This window comes from Acetobacter sp. JWB, from assembly GCF_003323795.1.
GTDB classification, from domain to species: domain Bacteria; phylum Pseudomonadota; class Alphaproteobacteria; order Acetobacterales; family Acetobacteraceae; genus Acetobacter; species Acetobacter oryzifermentans.
Map to the genome: position 1 here is coordinate 642,706 of NZ_CP030871.1, position 14,251 is coordinate 656,956.

Here is a 14,251-nt window from a genome sequence, read left to right on the forward strand (position 1 = left end):
TATTTTTTTTGGGAGATATTCTAATAATGAATATCTAATATTTGGATGTTATCACTTCACGCGCTCAGGTCATATCTAAATTGCGTGTGGTGCATTTCTGGCTTGTGTAGCATTTGCGGCTGAAAAGGCGCGCATAGACCGGCTGAAACTGGCAGTATTTCTTGGGTTTTTGTGCCAGCTTCAGGGTTTCATAAAAACTGATTTAAGAAATAAACAAAAAAGTGTTCAGCCATCCAGTCTGTTCAGGCACCGTTGCGCACGGTCAGACAGATGAACATCATGCACATGGGCCACTGCTTGGCGGGCTTGTTGGCGCCATGTGTGGCTCATGCCTATGGGGGAACATACAGCCTGCAAATCTGCCTGTATGGACGTCCCTTGCTTGGTAGCAGCCAGCACAACAGCCGGGTGTTTGGGCAGGGCGGCCTGCATGGTTTTGTAAAGTGTACGCGTTGTGTGCGAATCTGCGGATGGCAAAAGCGCGGGCACAAGGCGCGCGGCATCGGGCTGGCCAGAGGTTACGGCGTGCTGCACATCCGCCCAGCCTTTTTGGCGGGAGAGGGCTTGAGCTGTTTGGGCCGCGCCATCATGTGCCACCATGTTGAGAATATGGGCTGTGCGTTCTGGTTGCATCGGGGGCGGTGGCGCATGTTGCAGGGCAAAAAGGCACATTCCAACAGGCACGCAGGCAGAAAGCATCGGCACAAGAGCACGCAAGAAACGCATGGGCAGATCCTCCTCTAACCAGTAAGTCACATGCACAGCAGAAAGTGGCGGCGGCAGGGCAATGCTGCGGAAAGGTTGCGGCAGCGTGGGTGGTTGTCCTATAGCGGGGCCACAGATCGGAAAGGCGACCGCGCCAGTGCCCGGTTGCTCCACCGTTTTCGGGCGGAGTGGCCCGTGCCTGCGCGGTTTGCCTTATTTTGGCGCAAAGTTATGCCAGCAGGAAAAGAATGACATGAGCGGTTCCATATCTCCTTCAGAAATCACCCGGCTTCAGACAGCTCTGCGCAGGCTGCTGGGTTCCGAAAAGCTGACAATCAACCCCGCACCTCGTGCAGGTATGTCTGTTGAACTGGCAGCAGATGGTGAAGTGATTGGCACCATCCATCGTGATGATGAAGATGGTGATGTGTCCTACGCCGTAAATATTGTGGTGCTGGAAGAAGACCTGCCCGCCGCCAAATAAATCTGGCGCAACGGCTTGCAAGGCCACTTCATACGTAGGCAGGCAGTACGCTGCCGCCTACGGGTGGGTGGCCTTTTTTATAAGGGCCACCCACATATACGCTAGGGTGCAGGCGGGTTAGAGTTCAGGCGTTGGATGGCGCAGCAGAGGCCTGAAGCACTGGAGCCCGCGCCGTGGGGAATTCCACATTGGTAATTTTCCAGCGCCACCCCTGTATCCGCATTTCAATGCGCAGGGGGGTTTCACGCTCATGCCCTGGCAGGGGCACTTCCGCCACAAACTGATCAAGCCGTGCGAACCTTACGGACGCATGAGCCGCCAGAGAAGCGAAGGAAATATTGGGCTGGCTGACAGGCACAGCCGCCGGAATGGCCTGATCTACCAGCATGCCCAGATTGTTTTGCGTTACCGTGGTATCCACTGCGTTGGAAACAGCCGTGGCAGCAAAGGATTCACCAAATTCGGGCAGATCGTCCGATGCAGGTATAAGGTGCAGGCCATTAAGCGTTTGGTGCTTGATGGAGGCATCTAACGCCCCCCAGTTAATCACTTGCCCAAGGGCCGCCATATCGTGGGTGTGCAGGGCAGAACCCACACTCCACAGCGTTACAAAAGGGGAAGCCAGATATACACCCAGTGCCGCTACGGCTGAGGCAACACATATCCCCCGCGCGGTCTGGCGCGGGGTCAGACTGGCTGCTCGGGCAGGCTGCCCGAACTGAGGAAGGGATATCATGTTTGCATTCCTCTTATGTTGATTTTGCAGGTTACTATAACAGAAGCATACCTCTGATGCACACTAACATGTCATGTTTTTGGTGTTATTACAAAAACGTGATTTTTGCCGCAACACGAAGCATGTTGGCTGTTTAACGCCATTCTGACCGATCGGTTCACTGTCTTTTTTACTTTTTTCAGGACGCCCCACCATGATTTCGCAGTTTTCTGAAGACGAGATCCAGCGCTATTCTCGCCACATTCTTTTGCCTGAGGTTGGCGGAATCGGGCAGATGGCGCTGAAAGGGGCTTCCGTGCTGATTATTGGTGCGGGGGGCTTGGGGTCACCCACAGCGCTGTATCTGGCAGCGGCTGGTGTGGGGCGCATCGGGCTGGTGGATGATGATGTGGTGGAGCTTTCCAACCTTCAGCGCCAAATCCTGCATGCCACGGCTGATGTGGGGCGTAGGAAAATAGATTCCGCCCGCGCCACGCTAGAGGCGCTTAACCCCGGTATTGTAGTAGAAACATACCCCCAGCGGCTGGATGCCACCACGGCGGAAGGGCTGATAAGCCAGTACGATCTGGTGTGTGATGGGTGCGATAACTTTGCCACCCGTTACGTGGTAAACGCTGCCTGCGTAAAAACCCGCAAAGTGCTTGTTTCTGCCGCCGTGCAGCGGTTTGAGGGCCAGCTTTCCACTTTTCGCCCGTGGTGTGGCGGCCCGTGTTACCATTGCCTTTACCCACAAACCGATGGTGAAGCCTCTGGCCTGAGCTGTGGTGAGGCCGGGGTATTTGGGGCCGTAACGGGTGTTATGGGCACGTTGCAAGCCACAGAAGCCCTGAAGGAGCTTTTGAACATAGGGCAAAGCATGGCCGGGCGTTTGCTTATGTGGGATGCCCTGCGCACCCGCTTTACCACCATTATGCTGGAGGCAGACCCCAACTGCCCTGTTTGCGGCGGCATGGGGGTGGAGCAGGCCTGCACGCCCCAGCAACAGGCTACACCTTCAGCCGGGTAAATCGGCGCACCGGCACACATGCTTGCGACTCCTGATACCACGTGCATGCGTGGCACGTTACAGCGGCAAAAAACACAGGCCTGACACACTGGGGCTGCACCAGCATGGCATGTTGGGCATAGGGCGTGTATGCAGGGCATGTCTGGCGGGAATGTAAGGTTTGTCTTAGATTTGCCGCAGCTTTGGCAGGGCAGGGTATGCCACCTTATCTGCCTTCGCGCATGGGATAAGAAGCGATGCCTCTTGCCCCGGCGCGTCTCTCTTGGCAGGGATGCAGGCATGATGTTCACACGCTCTTCTATTTTCCGGCTTCACCTGCTGGCCTGTGCGGCAGGCTGTGCCGTGGCTTTTGCCAGTGTTCCCACGGTTTCTGCCCATGCGGCAGAGCAGAAAAAAACCACGGCGCACAGCCACCACGCTCATCATGCCGGAGCCACGCATGAGGGTGCTTCTGCCAAAGCCGGAAAAAAGGTTTCCGCCAAGTCAGACAGCGCCGATGCTAAGGCCGAACACGCTAAAAAGAGCAAGCATCATAAAAAGCACCATGCCGCAGGGCACGAGGCCGCGCACACGGCGGCCGCCAAGCACCACCCCGCCGCCACGGTTGCTGCCGGTGCCGCAGTGGGGGCGGGTGCCGTAGCCGCTGGCACTGCCGCAGCAGATGCCGCAAACCCGGCCACACCTCCGGCAGATGCCGCGCCAGAACCCCCAAAAGGCACCGTAACGGGCCTGCCGCTGCCACGTTATGCGGCATTGCGGGCGGATGAAGTGAACATGCGTGCCGGGCCGGGGCAGCGCTTCCCCATTATCTGGGTGTATCATCGCCGTGGGATGCCAATGCGTATCGAGCGTGAATTTGATGTGTGGCGTTTGGTAGAAGACCCCACAGGCCAGAAAGGCTGGATGCAGCAGGCCACCCTTGCGGGCGGGCGAGATTTTCTGGTGCCGGGTGAACCACCGGGGGATGATACCCCTATTGCCCCCAAGCTAGACAAGAATGGTGAAAAAATTCCCGCATCCGGCCACATGGATACGCGCGTTGTAGAAACAGTGCCCACGTTGGATGATACCAAAAGCATTGCGGGTGCCGTTATGCTCCGCGCAAGTGCCAGCGATGATGCCCCCGTTGTAGCGGTGCTGAAACCCGGTGCGGTAGGCTCTGTTAAAGAATGTGCGGCGGGGTCTGCGTGGTGCAGGGTTTCCGTCAAACAGTATAATGGCTGGGTGCCGCGTAAGGCCATCTGGGGTGTAGATGCTGATGAGGCCGTGAACCCCTCCTGAAAGACCCCGGCGGACTAGAAGGAGAAACAGACATGGCTGAATCCACACAACAGGGTGCGGGTGCAGAACAGGCGCAAACATGCCGTACTAAAATTGTGGCCACACTCGGCCCGGCTTCTTCAGATTATGCAACCATCCGCGATCTGGCTTTGGCCGGGGCGGATGTGTTCCGCTTTAACTTTTCTCACGGCACGCATGAAGATCATGCCGCCCGCCATGCCATTGTGCGGCAGGTAGAGGCAGAATTGGGCACTCCCATTGGTATTCTGGCTGATATGCAGGGACCAAAGCTGCGTGTGGGCCGTTTTGCCGCAGGCCGTGTAACCCTACAGCCCGGTGCGGCCTTTCGGTTTGATCTGTCTGACACACCGGGGGATGAACACCGCGTTAATCTGCCACACCCAGAAATTATCAGTGCCGTGCGCCCCGGCAGCCGCCTGCTGATGGATGATGGCAAGCTGGCTGTTGTGGTGGAAAAGGTAGGGCCAGACTGGATAGAAACGCGGGTGGATGTAGGTGGCCCGCTTTCTGACCATAAAGGTGTGAACGTGCCGGATGTGGCGCTGCCTATTCCCGCTCTTACAGAAAAAGACCGCAAGGATCTGGCTTTTGCGTTGGATCTGGGGGTGGATTACGTGGCTCTCTCCTTTGTGCAGCGGGCCGAGGATGTGGCGCAGGCCCGCGCGCTGGTGGGTGAACGCGCCGCCGTGCTGGTTAAGCTGGAAAAACCGCAGGCCGTTGAAAATCTGGATGCCATTCTGGCGCTGTCTGATGCGGTGATGGTAGCGCGTGGAGATTTGGGCGTTGAACTCCCGCCCGAAACCGTGCCGCTGGTGCAAAAGCGCATTATTCGTGCGGCCCGCAGGCTGGGCAAACCCGTTGTGGTGGCCACCCAGATGTTGGAAAGCATGATTTCCGCCCCAACCCCCACGCGGGCCGAGGCATCGGATGTGGCAACCGCCGTGTTTGATGGTGCAGATGCGGTGATGCTTTCTGCCGAATCTGCGGCGGGCAAATATCCGCGTGAGGCTGTGCGGATTATGAACCGTATTTTATGGCGGGTGGAAGAAGATGCCGGTTGGCAGGCCCACATGGCCGCCGCCCGTCTGGCCCCAGAAGATTATGTGGCCGATGCCATTGCCAGCGCCGTGCAGCAAGTGGCGGATACGCTCAAGGCTCCGGCCATTGTGGCCTATACGCACCGTGGCCCCACGGCGCTGCGTATTGCGCGTGAACGGCCCACATGCCCCATTCTGGGTATTACCCCCACGCATACATCTGCCCGGCGCTTGGCGTTGGTGTGGGGCGTGCGGGCCTTTGTAAGCGCGCCGCATAAACCCACAACCACGGTGGAAGATGTGGTGGAAGCAGCGCTGGATGTCGTGAACCGTGCTGGCATAGGGCAGGAAGGTGATTCCGTCGTGATAGCCGCTGGCGTGCCCTTTGGCGTAAGCGGTTCTACCAACCTTTTGCGTGTGGCGCGTATTGGTTGAAACCCGTGTAGGGCAAAGGGTTTGCAATGGCCCTTTGCCTTTGCACAAAGGGGTTGCCACAGCAAAGGGGTGACAGTGCAGGGCCAAGGCAGTATGCACCCGCTCCATACGGCAAAGATTGTCCGGTAAACGCAGGAGGCATAATGGCACCCCCACGTAGCAGGCTGGCAAGACGTGCAATGCTTAAAGGCATAACCGCGCTTTCTGCAACCGTGGCGGCCCCGGTGCTGGCCCGTGGGGCGGATGAGATTTTGCCCGATACTGTGCGCCCGCCCGATGTTACCACCAATCCACCACGCCAATGGGGGGCAAATGCTCCTCCCGTTTACACGCCAGACCCCGATGTGCTGGTGATTGATCGCTCCTTTCGGGATCTGTTGTACGGCAATGCTGGCCTGCATCGGGTATGGAATAAAGGCACATGGCTGGAAGGGCCTGCGTGGTCCTCTCAAGGGCGGTATCTGCTGTTCAGCGATGTGGTGACAAGCCAGCAGTACCGCTATTTGTGGGAAACGGGAGAGGTAACGGTTTTCCGCCCGGAATCCTACCACGCTAACGGCAACACGTTTGATTATCAGGGCCGCCAGATTACGTGCGAGCATTTTTTGCGCCGCGTGATTAGGTGGGAACATGATGGGTCTGCCCATGTGGTGGCAGATAAGTTTGAGGGCCACTCCCTCAACTCCCCCAATGATGTGATAGCCCACCCAGATGGCAGCATCTGGTTTACCGATCCGGGGTATGGAGACAACGTGGCCGAGGGCCATGCCGACATGCCGGGTGGTGAGGCCAACCCAGATGGGCATATCCGCTGGAAAATAGGGGAAGAACTTATTGGAACATTGGGTGGCACGCGGCGGCAGGCCGATCATACCTTCCGTGTAGATGCAATGGGCCACCTTGATGTGGTGCTTACGCAGGCACAGTTGCCCAACCCCAATGGCTTGTGCTTCTCGCCCGATTTTTCACGGCTTTATGTTGTTTCCTCTGGCAAGCAGCCGGGCGGGCATGGGCATGATGGAGATCAGGCCGTGCATGTGTTTGATCTGCACAAGGAAGAACTGCCACTTTCCAACCCGCGCCTGTTTACCAACATGCGTTTTGAAGGCGTGCAGATGGGGCCAGATGGCATGAAGGCCGATGTGCATGGCAATATCTGGTGCGGCGTTAGCGGGCCGGTGGGGCTGTGCGGGGTGTTTGTGTTCAACCCCGAAGGGCACCTTATTGGCCGTATTCGCCTACCGCAAAGCGTTTCTAACCTTACGTTTGGCGGCCCCAAGCGGGATTGGCTGTTTATGTGCGCGGGGGATTCGCTCTATCGCTTGCAGGTGAACACCCAAGGCGCAGCCCCAGCCTGAGAAAACAGAGGGGTTAAGCGCTTTTTTTCAGCAGTAAGGGCAGCAGGCCAAACAGCGCGCAGGCAGCGGCGGCAAACCATGCCAAGCCATCTGGCGTTATCGCCATGGAACTGGCCGCCAGCGCAGGCCCAACAAACGCCCCCGCGCCCCATGCCAGGGAACTGAGGGTGTAAATGGCTATCAGATCGCCCCCTTTATAGCGGTCTCCCACCACAGACATGGCTACTGTGTAAATACTGGCAAACACGCCATCCCAAGCAAACAGCAGCACATGGGCAAACCCAATGTGGTGAATGGCGACCGGCCACAACAACGCGCCCCCCGCAGCCAACCCGGCTAATGAGACCAGAAGCCAGCGGCGGCTTGTGCGGTCTCCTATCCAACCAATGGGAATCTGAAACGCCGTGGCCCCCAGCAGCATGATGCTCAGCAACAGTGTGGCCGCATGTTCTGACCACCCGGAGTGCATGGCGTAGAGGGCCAGAAAAGAGGTGGCTGCCGAATCCAGCATGGCAATCAGCAACGTGGCGGCAATGACTATGGGGGCCAAAGGCAGGTAGCGCAGCAGGCTGGGGCGTTGCGGGGGTGTAAGCTGCGGATGTGGCAGCCACGGCGCGGCAACCAAACAGGTGGTAACCAAAAGGGCAATACTGGCGCAGGCAAAGGGCAGGGCGCTGGTGCGGCCCGTTACCGTTAGCAAGGCAGGGCCTGCGGCAATGCCAACGGAAAGCAGCGTGCTGTAAAGCCCCATCACGCGGCCTCTGGCGTGGTCTGGCGTAATCTGGTTCAGCCAGCTTTCAGAAAGCACCAGAATAATCTCGCACGCAGCCCCCAGCACGGCGCGCAGGCCAAACCACACCCAGATGGACGGCAACAGCGGAAAAAGGGCCAGCGTGGCCGCGCCTGTTAGCAAAGCCAGCGTAACAGCCCGTTTGGGGCCTAAAGCCATGCTGATGCGCGGAATAAACGGTGCAATGGCCAAGGAGCCGATAGCGTGCATCATGGTGTTGGCGGCAATCATGCCGGTGCCAAACCCCAGATCCACCATTTCCAGCGTAAACAGGGGCGCACCCAGCCCCATAACCAGCCCAAACATTAGCCCTACAACAGTAAGGGAAAGAGTAGGGGCGGCGCTGACAATAGAGCGCGCAGGAGGGTGAAGCAGCATAGGCTGGCTTGTAGCGGGTTGCGTGCGCCGGAGCCAGCCTTCACACCCTTAGGCGTGCGCGTATTTAGAACAGTTTATTGATAAGTGTGTTGCCAATGCCAAAACCCGCGCCAGATGCCAAGGAATGCGCAAAGCCGGAGTTAATGACATCATCCAGCACATTTTCTACTTCCGGCTTAACGGAACTTAGGGCGGAGGGCTGCGGCGGGGCCACATTCTGCTGCACCTGCGTGGCAAGGGCCGTGTGCAAAGCCTGAAGCAAATTGATAATCTGAGATTGCTCATCCCGCAGGGAAAGGGCCAGTTCTTTCAGATCCAGCAACCATTCACGCGCCTGCATATCCCCGCCATCGGCAGCGGTTTGCATTTTGCCGCACAGTGTTTGCAGGGCGGTGGCAGATTGTTGGGCCTGTGCCTGAAACTGGTTGTAAGTTTGATCTATGGCCTGAATATCCATGCTAAAAACCCTTTCAATATAATGTGTTCCAAGGCCGGAAGCACACCACCATAAGGGGGTAAATGCAAGCTGTGCGGCCCTTGTGCGGCCACCCCCGGTGGCAGCCATGATACGCACTGGTGAGGATTTTGCGTGCATTCCTGCGCGCGGGCGGCTATTTGTCTGCCCAAGCAAACACTAGCAAAGCCATCCTCCACCCTTTCAGGCAGAAAGCGGTGGCGTGGCCCGCAGGGAATATCAGGCCTTTACATGGATATCCGCAATATCGCCATCATTGCCCACGTTGACCACGGCAAGACGACTCTGGTTGACGAACTGCTCAAGCAGTCGGGTTCGTTCCGCGAAAACCAGCACGTTGCCGAACGCGCAATGGACAGCAACGATCTGGAACGCGAACGTGGCATTACCATTCTTGCCAAGTGCACTTCCGTTGTCTGGAACAATACCCGTATCAACATTATTGATACACCCGGACACGCCGACTTCGGCGGGGAAGTGGAACGTATTCTGAGCATGGTGGATGGCGCCATTGTGCTGGTGGACTCCGCCGAAGGTGCGCTGCCGCAAACCAAGTTTGTGGTTGGCAAGGCACTGGCCCGTGGCCTGAAGCCCATTGTGGTTGTGAACAAGATTGACCGTGGCGATGCCCGCCCCGATGAAGTGCACAACGAAATTTTTGATCTGTTTGCAGCCCTTGGCGCAAATGATGAACAGCTTGACTTCCCGATGCTGTTTGCTTCTGGCCGTCAGGGCTGGGCAGATGAAACGCTGGACGGTGCACGTAAAGATCTGAGCCCGATGTTCGAGCTGATCCTGCGCCATGTGCCAGCCCCGAATCTGGACAAAAACAAGCCCTTCGCCATGACAGCCACAATTCTGGAAAGTGATAACTTTCTGGGCCGCGTGCTGACAGGCCGTGTGGAACAGGGCCGCGCCAAGGTGAACATGCCTGTTAAGGTGCTGCGGGCCGATGGCTCCGTGGTGGAAACAGGCCGCCTGACCAAGCTGCTTTCCTTCCGTGGTCTGGACCGCGTGGGTGTGGAAGAAGTGGAAGCAGGGGACATTGTGGCCGTGGCTGGTTTGTCCGAAGCCACTATTCCAGACACCATTGCTGCTCCGGAAGTAGATGCCCCGCTGGAAGCTATTCCGGTTGATCCGCCAACACTGTCCATGACCTTCCGCCTGAATGATGGCCCACTGGGTGGCCGTGAAGGTAAGAAGGTAACGTCTCGCCAGATTCGTGACCGCCTGTTCAAGGAAATCGAAAGCAATATTGCTATTCGCGTCACAGACAGCCCGGAAAGTGAAGCGTTTGAAGTGGCTGGCCGTGGCGAACTTCAGCTTGGTGTGCTGATTGAAACCATGCGCCGTGAAGGCTTTGAGCTGACAATCGGCCGCCCGCGCGTGCTGTTCCGCACCAATGAAGAAACGGGTGAGCGCGAAGAGCCTTACGAAGAAGTGACCATTGATGTGGACGAACCCTATTCCGGCGTTGTGGTGGAAAAGATGTCTCTCCGCAAAGGCCAGATGCAGGACATGCGCCCCTCTGGTGGTGACAAGGTGCGCCTGACGTTTATCATCCCATCCCGCGGGCTGATCGGCTATCATGGTGAGTTCCTGACCGACACGCGCGGCACGGGTATTATGAACCGTCTGTATTCCCACTACGGGCCTTATGCAGGCACCGTGGAAGGCCGCCGCAACGGGTCTCTGATCTCTGCGGAAAACGGGGCAACCACCCAGTATTCCCTGTTCTCATTGCAGGATCGTGGCACGCTGTTCGTAGATGCGGGTGAAACGGTTTATCAGGGCATGATCATTGGCGAGCATTCGCGTGAGAATGATCTGGAAGTAAACCCGATCCGTGAAAAGAAGCTGACCAACATGCGTGCTGCCGGTAAGGACGAAGCCCTGCTGCTGACCCCGCCGCGCCGTATGTCTTTGGAACAGGCAATTGCTTACATTGAAGACGATGAACTGGTGGAAGTAACGCCATCTGCCATCCGTCTGCGTAAGCGGTATCTGGACCCGAACGAACGCAAGAAGCGCGGCAAAAAAGCAGACTGATTCTGTAACTTGTGGGCTGCCCAGCGTTTGGGCAGCCTGTAAGTGTGGCGCGTTTGTGGTGTGGGCGTATTTTTTTCGGTTACATCATTTTGTCACATACAGAGCGTTTAAAGTGCGTTTTCCTATAAAAACCGCCTGTTACCGGGCGGTTTTTTAGGTTTTGCCAGCGCCAATATGGCTGGTTTGCGGCTGTCAAGTGGCGGGGCGATGATATGTGCAAAGATTGCACAAATTTTAGCTCAAGACGCTATGCTTCTGCCGTGATAACAATCAACACATAAACCGGTCTATGTGCTGGATGCGGGGTTGTCCTGCATGAGGCGGATTGGACCACAGGTTTTTGGAGATATTCTATGATTTCTCGTCGTCTGCTTGCGGCTCTGTCCACCGTTGCCCTGCTGGGTGTTGCTGCTCCTTCCTTCGCTCAGGAAGCTGCTCCTCCGGCTCCGGCTGCTGCCGCCGCCCCAGAAGCTGGCGCTCCGGCCCCAGAAGGTGCTGCTCCGGCTGCTGAAGAAGCTGGTAAAACAACCGAAGAAGGCAAAGGTGCAGCTGCTCATAAGGGCAAGCACAAAGGCCACAAAGGCAAGCACAAAGGTGGCAAGCACCACGGCAAAAAGAAGGCCGCAACTGCTGACTCTTCTTCTTCCGAATCTGCTCAGTAATCACCCGGTAGAAAGGGGCACTGCGTTACAGGCGTGGTGCACCCTGCCTGCTGTGGCGTAAAGCTGCGGAATACAAAAAGGCCGCTGGTGGTATCTGCCACCGCGGCCTTTTTTGTGTGCTATGCAAAGGGTGTTTTTTAGGAATGGGCTAGATTATCAGCATGGTGTGCAGGCAGCTTTATGGGGGCCAGCCCATGCGTATTCAGCTTGCTGCCATCGGGGTTTGCGCTGCAGCGGCCATAAGCGCGGTGTGCGCTTAGTTATACCGGCTGATGGAAAGATCCAGCGCCGGAATATCGGGCTTTTTGCCATGCACAAGGTCTGCAATCAGGCGGCCAGAACCACAGGCCATTGTCCAGCCCAGCGTACCGTGGCCGGTGTTGAGCCACAGGTTTTTAAAATTGGGCACAGGGCCAATAACGGGGGTGCCATCTGGCGTGCAGGGGCGCAGGCCTGTCCAATATGTTGCGGCGGAAAGATCTCCCCCACCAAACAGTTCTGAAAAAGAAAGTTCCAGAGTTTCACGCCGGTCTGGGCTGAGCTTCTGGCTGTAACCCGTTAGCTCCGCCGTGCCACCTACCCGGATACGGTTGCCAAGCCGCGTAATGGCCAGCTTGTAAGATGTATCATTCACGGTGGACATGGGGGCGTGGGTTTCATCCGTAAGGGGCAGGGTAAGGGAATAGCCTTTTACGGGGTAAACCGGCAGATGCACGCGCAACGGGTGCAGCAGCAGCGGGCTATAGCTGCCCATGGCCACAATATAGGCATCGGCCCGGAAGTGCCCAGCACTGGTGCGTACAGACATAATTTTGTCCGCTGCGGCATCCAGCCCCAAAATGGTGGTGTTATACACAAATTTCACCCCCTTGGCCTCCGCCATGCGGGCCAATCTTTGGGTAAAAACATGCGCATCGCCCGATTCATCACCGGGCAGGAACAGCCCACCCGTGAGCAGATGTTTGGCATGGGCAAGGCCGGGTTCGTGCTCCAGAACCTGATCCACCGCCAAAAGCTGGTGCGGAATGTTGGCTTCTGCCAGCAGGCGCATATCGTGCTGGGCGGTATCTATTTGTTTGTTGGTGCGGAAAAGCTGGATCAGCCCGCGCTGTCTGTCATCATACGTAATGCCGGTTTCTGCACGCAGGGCATCCAGACAATCGCGGCTGTATTCGGCAATGCGCAACATGCGGGATTTGTTGATGTCATACGCATGGGCGTTACAGTTTTTTAAAAGCTGTTCCATCCAGCGCAGCATGGCCAGATCAAACCGTTTGCGAATAACCAGCGGGCTGGTTTTGGGGTGCAGCATCCACTTGGCGGCCTGAAGTGGCAGGCTGGGAGAAGCCCAAGGTGTGGAATACCCCGGTGAAACCTGCCCCGCATTTGCAAACGATGTTTCAAGCGCTGAGGCGGGCTGGCGGTCTATAACCGTGACTTCATGCCCAAGGCTGGCCAGATACCAGGCCGATGTCACCCCGATAACGCCAGCGCCGAGAATGATGACTTGCACGGTTTTATCCTTACAAAAAAGGTAAATAGATCAGGCGGGCACCATAGCTTGCTGCGCCCCACCACGCCAGAACCTGTAAGGAAACGGCCATGGCGCACACTGTAAGGAGGTATGCGTAAGTGGGGCTGAGCAAAAATGATTTAAAAAACGGCGGCATGTTGCGCCCAGTTTGAGCCATGTCGCCATAAGGATGTTGGTTTTAGGCAGGCACGCCTTTGCTGGTGGAATATTCAAAGTGCAGTGCCTGATCCGGGTTTACAATGGGGTAAATGGCATGGGCGGCCATGGCGGCTTCGCTAAACCCTTGCAAAATCAGCTTGAGCTTGCCGGGGTAGGTGGCCACATCGCCTACGGCAAACACGCCCGGCAGGCTGGTTTCACAACTGGAAGGTGTGACGGGAATAGTCGAGCGCATGGTATCCATTCCCCACCGCGCCACAGGCCCCAGATCTGTTGCCAGCCCAAAGAAAGGCAGCAGCACATCGGCTTCCAGCATACGGGTGGCCCCATCCAGGTCTGCTACTTCTACACCTTTTAGCGCGCCATTCTGGCCGTGCAGGGCATGAAGCTGATAGGGCACAACCTTTTCAATCTGCCCGGCAGCTACAGCCTCTTCCAACTGGCGCAGGCTTTCTGGCGCACCCCGGAACCTGTCCCGCCGATGCACGAGGTAGAGCTTTTCGGCGTTGTCTTTTAAGGAAAGCGCCCAATCCAGCGCGGAATCGCCGCCGCCTGCAATAACAATACGGCGGCCTGCAAAATCGGCTTTGCGGCGTACATAATATTGCACGGCCCCGGTATCTTCAAACGCTTCCAAACCATCCAGCGGCGGACGGTTGGGGCCAAATGCCCCCGCACCAGCGGCAATAATAATGGCCTTGGCTTTTAGCGTGGTGCCTTGGTTGGTACCCAGTGTAAAGTTGCCCCGGTTGCCTGTAAGGCTTTCTACCCGGTGTTTTAGCAGGCGTGGGATGTTAAACGGGGCAATCTGTTCTTCCAGCCGGGCAATAAGCTGCGCGCCTTCTACAGCGGGGCAGGCGGGAATATCGTAAATTGGCTTTTCCGGATACAGGGCCGCGCATTGGCCGCCTACTTCTGGCAGCACATCAATCAATACACAGTTCAGCCGCAGCATGGCGCACTGAAAAGCGGCAAAAAGCCCGGCTGGGCCAGCGCCAATTATGGCTACGTCTGTTTCTGCTGGCGTATCAGTCATGGCGTGGCGTGATGCTCCCTTATCTGGTTACATTAAAATACAGTTTCTGTTTTGCGCCAGCACGGGCTGGTGCGCAATGGCCTAGAATAAGCAACACCCCGAAGC

14 protein-coding genes are annotated in these 14,251 nt (G+C 57.1%); 7 read left to right on the forward strand and 7 right to left on the reverse strand.

Annotated features, from left to right (window positions below; all coding sequences use genetic code 11):
* Positions 1–225 precede the first annotated feature (225 nt).
* A complete protein-coding gene (locus DS739_RS03025; protein WP_006117132.1) occupies positions 226–762 on the reverse strand; it encodes a hypothetical protein in 537 nt (178 codons plus the stop codon).
* 196 nt (positions 763–958) lie between these two features.
* On the opposite strand from DS739_RS03025, the gene DS739_RS03035 reads away from it, so the two are divergent.
* The gene (locus DS739_RS03035) at positions 959–1,189 is read left to right on the forward strand and encodes a DUF3126 family protein (protein WP_006117133.1); all 231 of its coding nucleotides are present in this window, start codon (positions 959–961) and stop codon (positions 1,187–1,189) included.
* A gap of 124 nt (positions 1,190–1,313) precedes the next feature.
* On the opposite strand, the gene DS739_RS03040 is transcribed toward DS739_RS03035, so the two are convergent.
* Entirely contained in the window at positions 1,314–1,925 is a 612-nt protein-coding gene (locus tag DS739_RS03040) for a DUF2939 domain-containing protein (RefSeq protein WP_006117134.1), read from the reverse strand.
* A 193-nt stretch (positions 1,926–2,118) separates the two neighbouring features.
* On the opposite strand from DS739_RS03040, the gene DS739_RS03045 reads away from it, so the two are divergent.
* From DS739_RS03045 to DS739_RS03060, 4 genes are all read left to right on the forward strand, one after another.
* Complete coding sequence (locus DS739_RS03045; RefSeq protein ID WP_006117135.1) at positions 2,119–2,931, forward strand: molybdopterin-synthase adenylyltransferase MoeB; 813 nt, start codon at positions 2,119–2,121, stop codon at positions 2,929–2,931.
* A 279-nt stretch (positions 2,932–3,210) separates the two neighbouring features.
* Positions 3,211–4,212 carry an SH3 domain-containing protein gene (locus tag DS739_RS03050; RefSeq protein ID WP_035354301.1) on the forward strand — a complete coding sequence of 334 codons (1,002 nt, stop codon included), beginning with the start codon at positions 3,211–3,213 and terminating at the stop codon, positions 4,210–4,212.
* Positions 4,213–4,244: 32 nt separating this feature from the next.
* The gene (pyk, locus tag DS739_RS03055) at positions 4,245–5,705 is read left to right on the forward strand and encodes a pyruvate kinase (RefSeq protein ID WP_006117137.1); all 1,461 of its coding nucleotides are present in this window, start codon (positions 4,245–4,247) and stop codon (positions 5,703–5,705) included.
* 143 nt (positions 5,706–5,848) lie between these two features.
* Entirely contained in the window at positions 5,849–7,063 is a 1,215-nt protein-coding gene (locus tag DS739_RS03060) for an SMP-30/gluconolactonase/LRE family protein (RefSeq protein WP_035354156.1), read from the forward strand.
* A gap of 13 nt (positions 7,064–7,076) precedes the next feature.
* On the opposite strand, the gene DS739_RS03065 is transcribed toward DS739_RS03060, so the two are convergent.
* The gene (locus DS739_RS03065; protein ID WP_006117139.1) at positions 7,077–8,231 is read right to left on the reverse strand and encodes an MFS transporter; all 1,155 of its coding nucleotides are present in this window, start codon (positions 8,229–8,231) and stop codon (positions 7,077–7,079) included.
* A gap of 64 nt (positions 8,232–8,295) precedes the next feature.
* On the reverse strand, positions 8,296–8,796 hold the full coding sequence (locus DS739_RS03070) for a hypothetical protein (protein WP_081461462.1): 501 nt from the start codon (positions 8,794–8,796) through the stop codon (positions 8,296–8,298).
* 141 nt (positions 8,797–8,937) lie between these two features.
* Between DS739_RS03070 and typA the strand changes: the two genes are divergently transcribed.
* Positions 8,938–10,755: a translational GTPase TypA gene (gene typA, locus DS739_RS03075; RefSeq protein WP_035354155.1), complete on the forward strand. Its 1,818-nt coding sequence runs from the start codon at positions 8,938–8,940 to the stop codon at positions 10,753–10,755.
* A gap of 353 nt (positions 10,756–11,108) precedes the next feature.
* Positions 11,109–11,417, forward strand: coding sequence for a hypothetical protein (locus DS739_RS03080; RefSeq protein ID WP_035354148.1), 309 nt, complete (start codon positions 11,109–11,111; stop codon positions 11,415–11,417).
* A gap of 256 nt (positions 11,418–11,673) precedes the next feature.
* Here the strand turns inward: DS739_RS03080 and DS739_RS03085 are convergent, their stop codons facing one another.
* The 3 genes from DS739_RS03085 to DS739_RS03090 are packed head-to-tail and all read right to left on the reverse strand — an operon-like array spanning position 11,674 to position 14,146.
* A complete protein-coding gene (locus DS739_RS03085) occupies positions 11,674–12,930 on the reverse strand; it encodes a D-amino acid dehydrogenase (RefSeq protein WP_006117143.1) in 1,257 nt (418 codons plus the stop codon).
* Positions 12,931–12,940: 10 nt separating this feature from the next.
* Entirely contained in the window at positions 12,941–13,108 is a 168-nt protein-coding gene (locus DS739_RS14115) for a hypothetical protein (protein WP_156100446.1), read from the reverse strand.
* A gap of 21 nt (positions 13,109–13,129) precedes the next feature.
* On the reverse strand, positions 13,130–14,146 hold the full coding sequence (locus DS739_RS03090; RefSeq protein ID WP_006117144.1) for an NAD(P)/FAD-dependent oxidoreductase: 1,017 nt from the start codon (positions 14,144–14,146) through the stop codon (positions 13,130–13,132).
* Positions 14,147–14,251 lie beyond the last annotated feature (105 nt).

What these genes read in the sequence shown, in the direction of transcription:
- DS739_RS03035 (WP_006117133.1), top strand. Translation starts at nt 959, where the DNA reads ATGAGCGGTTCCATATCTCCTTCAGAAATCACCCGGCTTCAGACAGCT.
- DS739_RS03040 (WP_006117134.1), bottom strand. Translation starts at nt 1,925, where the DNA reads ATGATATCCCTTCCTCAGTTCGGGCAGCCTGCCCGAGCAGCCAGTCTG.
- DS739_RS03045 (WP_006117135.1), top strand. Translation starts at nt 2,119, where the DNA reads ATGATTTCGCAGTTTTCTGAAGACGAGATCCAGCGCTATTCTCGCCAC.
- DS739_RS03050 (WP_035354301.1), top strand. Translation starts at nt 3,211, where the DNA reads ATGATGTTCACACGCTCTTCTATTTTCCGGCTTCACCTGCTGGCCTGT.
- pyk (WP_006117137.1), top strand. Translation starts at nt 4,245, where the DNA reads ATGGCTGAATCCACACAACAGGGTGCGGGTGCAGAACAGGCGCAAACA.
- DS739_RS03060 (WP_035354156.1), top strand. Translation starts at nt 5,849, where the DNA reads ATGGCACCCCCACGTAGCAGGCTGGCAAGACGTGCAATGCTTAAAGGC.
- DS739_RS03065 (WP_006117139.1), bottom strand. Translation starts at nt 8,231, where the DNA reads ATGCTGCTTCACCCTCCTGCGCGCTCTATTGTCAGCGCCGCCCCTACT.
- DS739_RS03070 (WP_081461462.1), bottom strand. Translation starts at nt 8,796, where the DNA reads ATGGCTGCCACCGGGGGTGGCCGCACAAGGGCCGCACAGCTTGCATTT.
- typA (WP_035354155.1), top strand. Translation starts at nt 8,938, where the DNA reads ATGGATATCCGCAATATCGCCATCATTGCCCACGTTGACCACGGCAAG.
- DS739_RS03080 (WP_035354148.1), top strand. Translation starts at nt 11,109, where the DNA reads ATGATTTCTCGTCGTCTGCTTGCGGCTCTGTCCACCGTTGCCCTGCTG.
- DS739_RS14115 (WP_156100446.1), bottom strand. Translation starts at nt 13,108, where the DNA reads ATGGCTCAAACTGGGCGCAACATGCCGCCGTTTTTTAAATCATTTTTG.
- DS739_RS03090 (WP_006117144.1), bottom strand. Translation starts at nt 14,146, where the DNA reads ATGACTGATACGCCAGCAGAAACAGACGTAGCCATAATTGGCGCTGGC.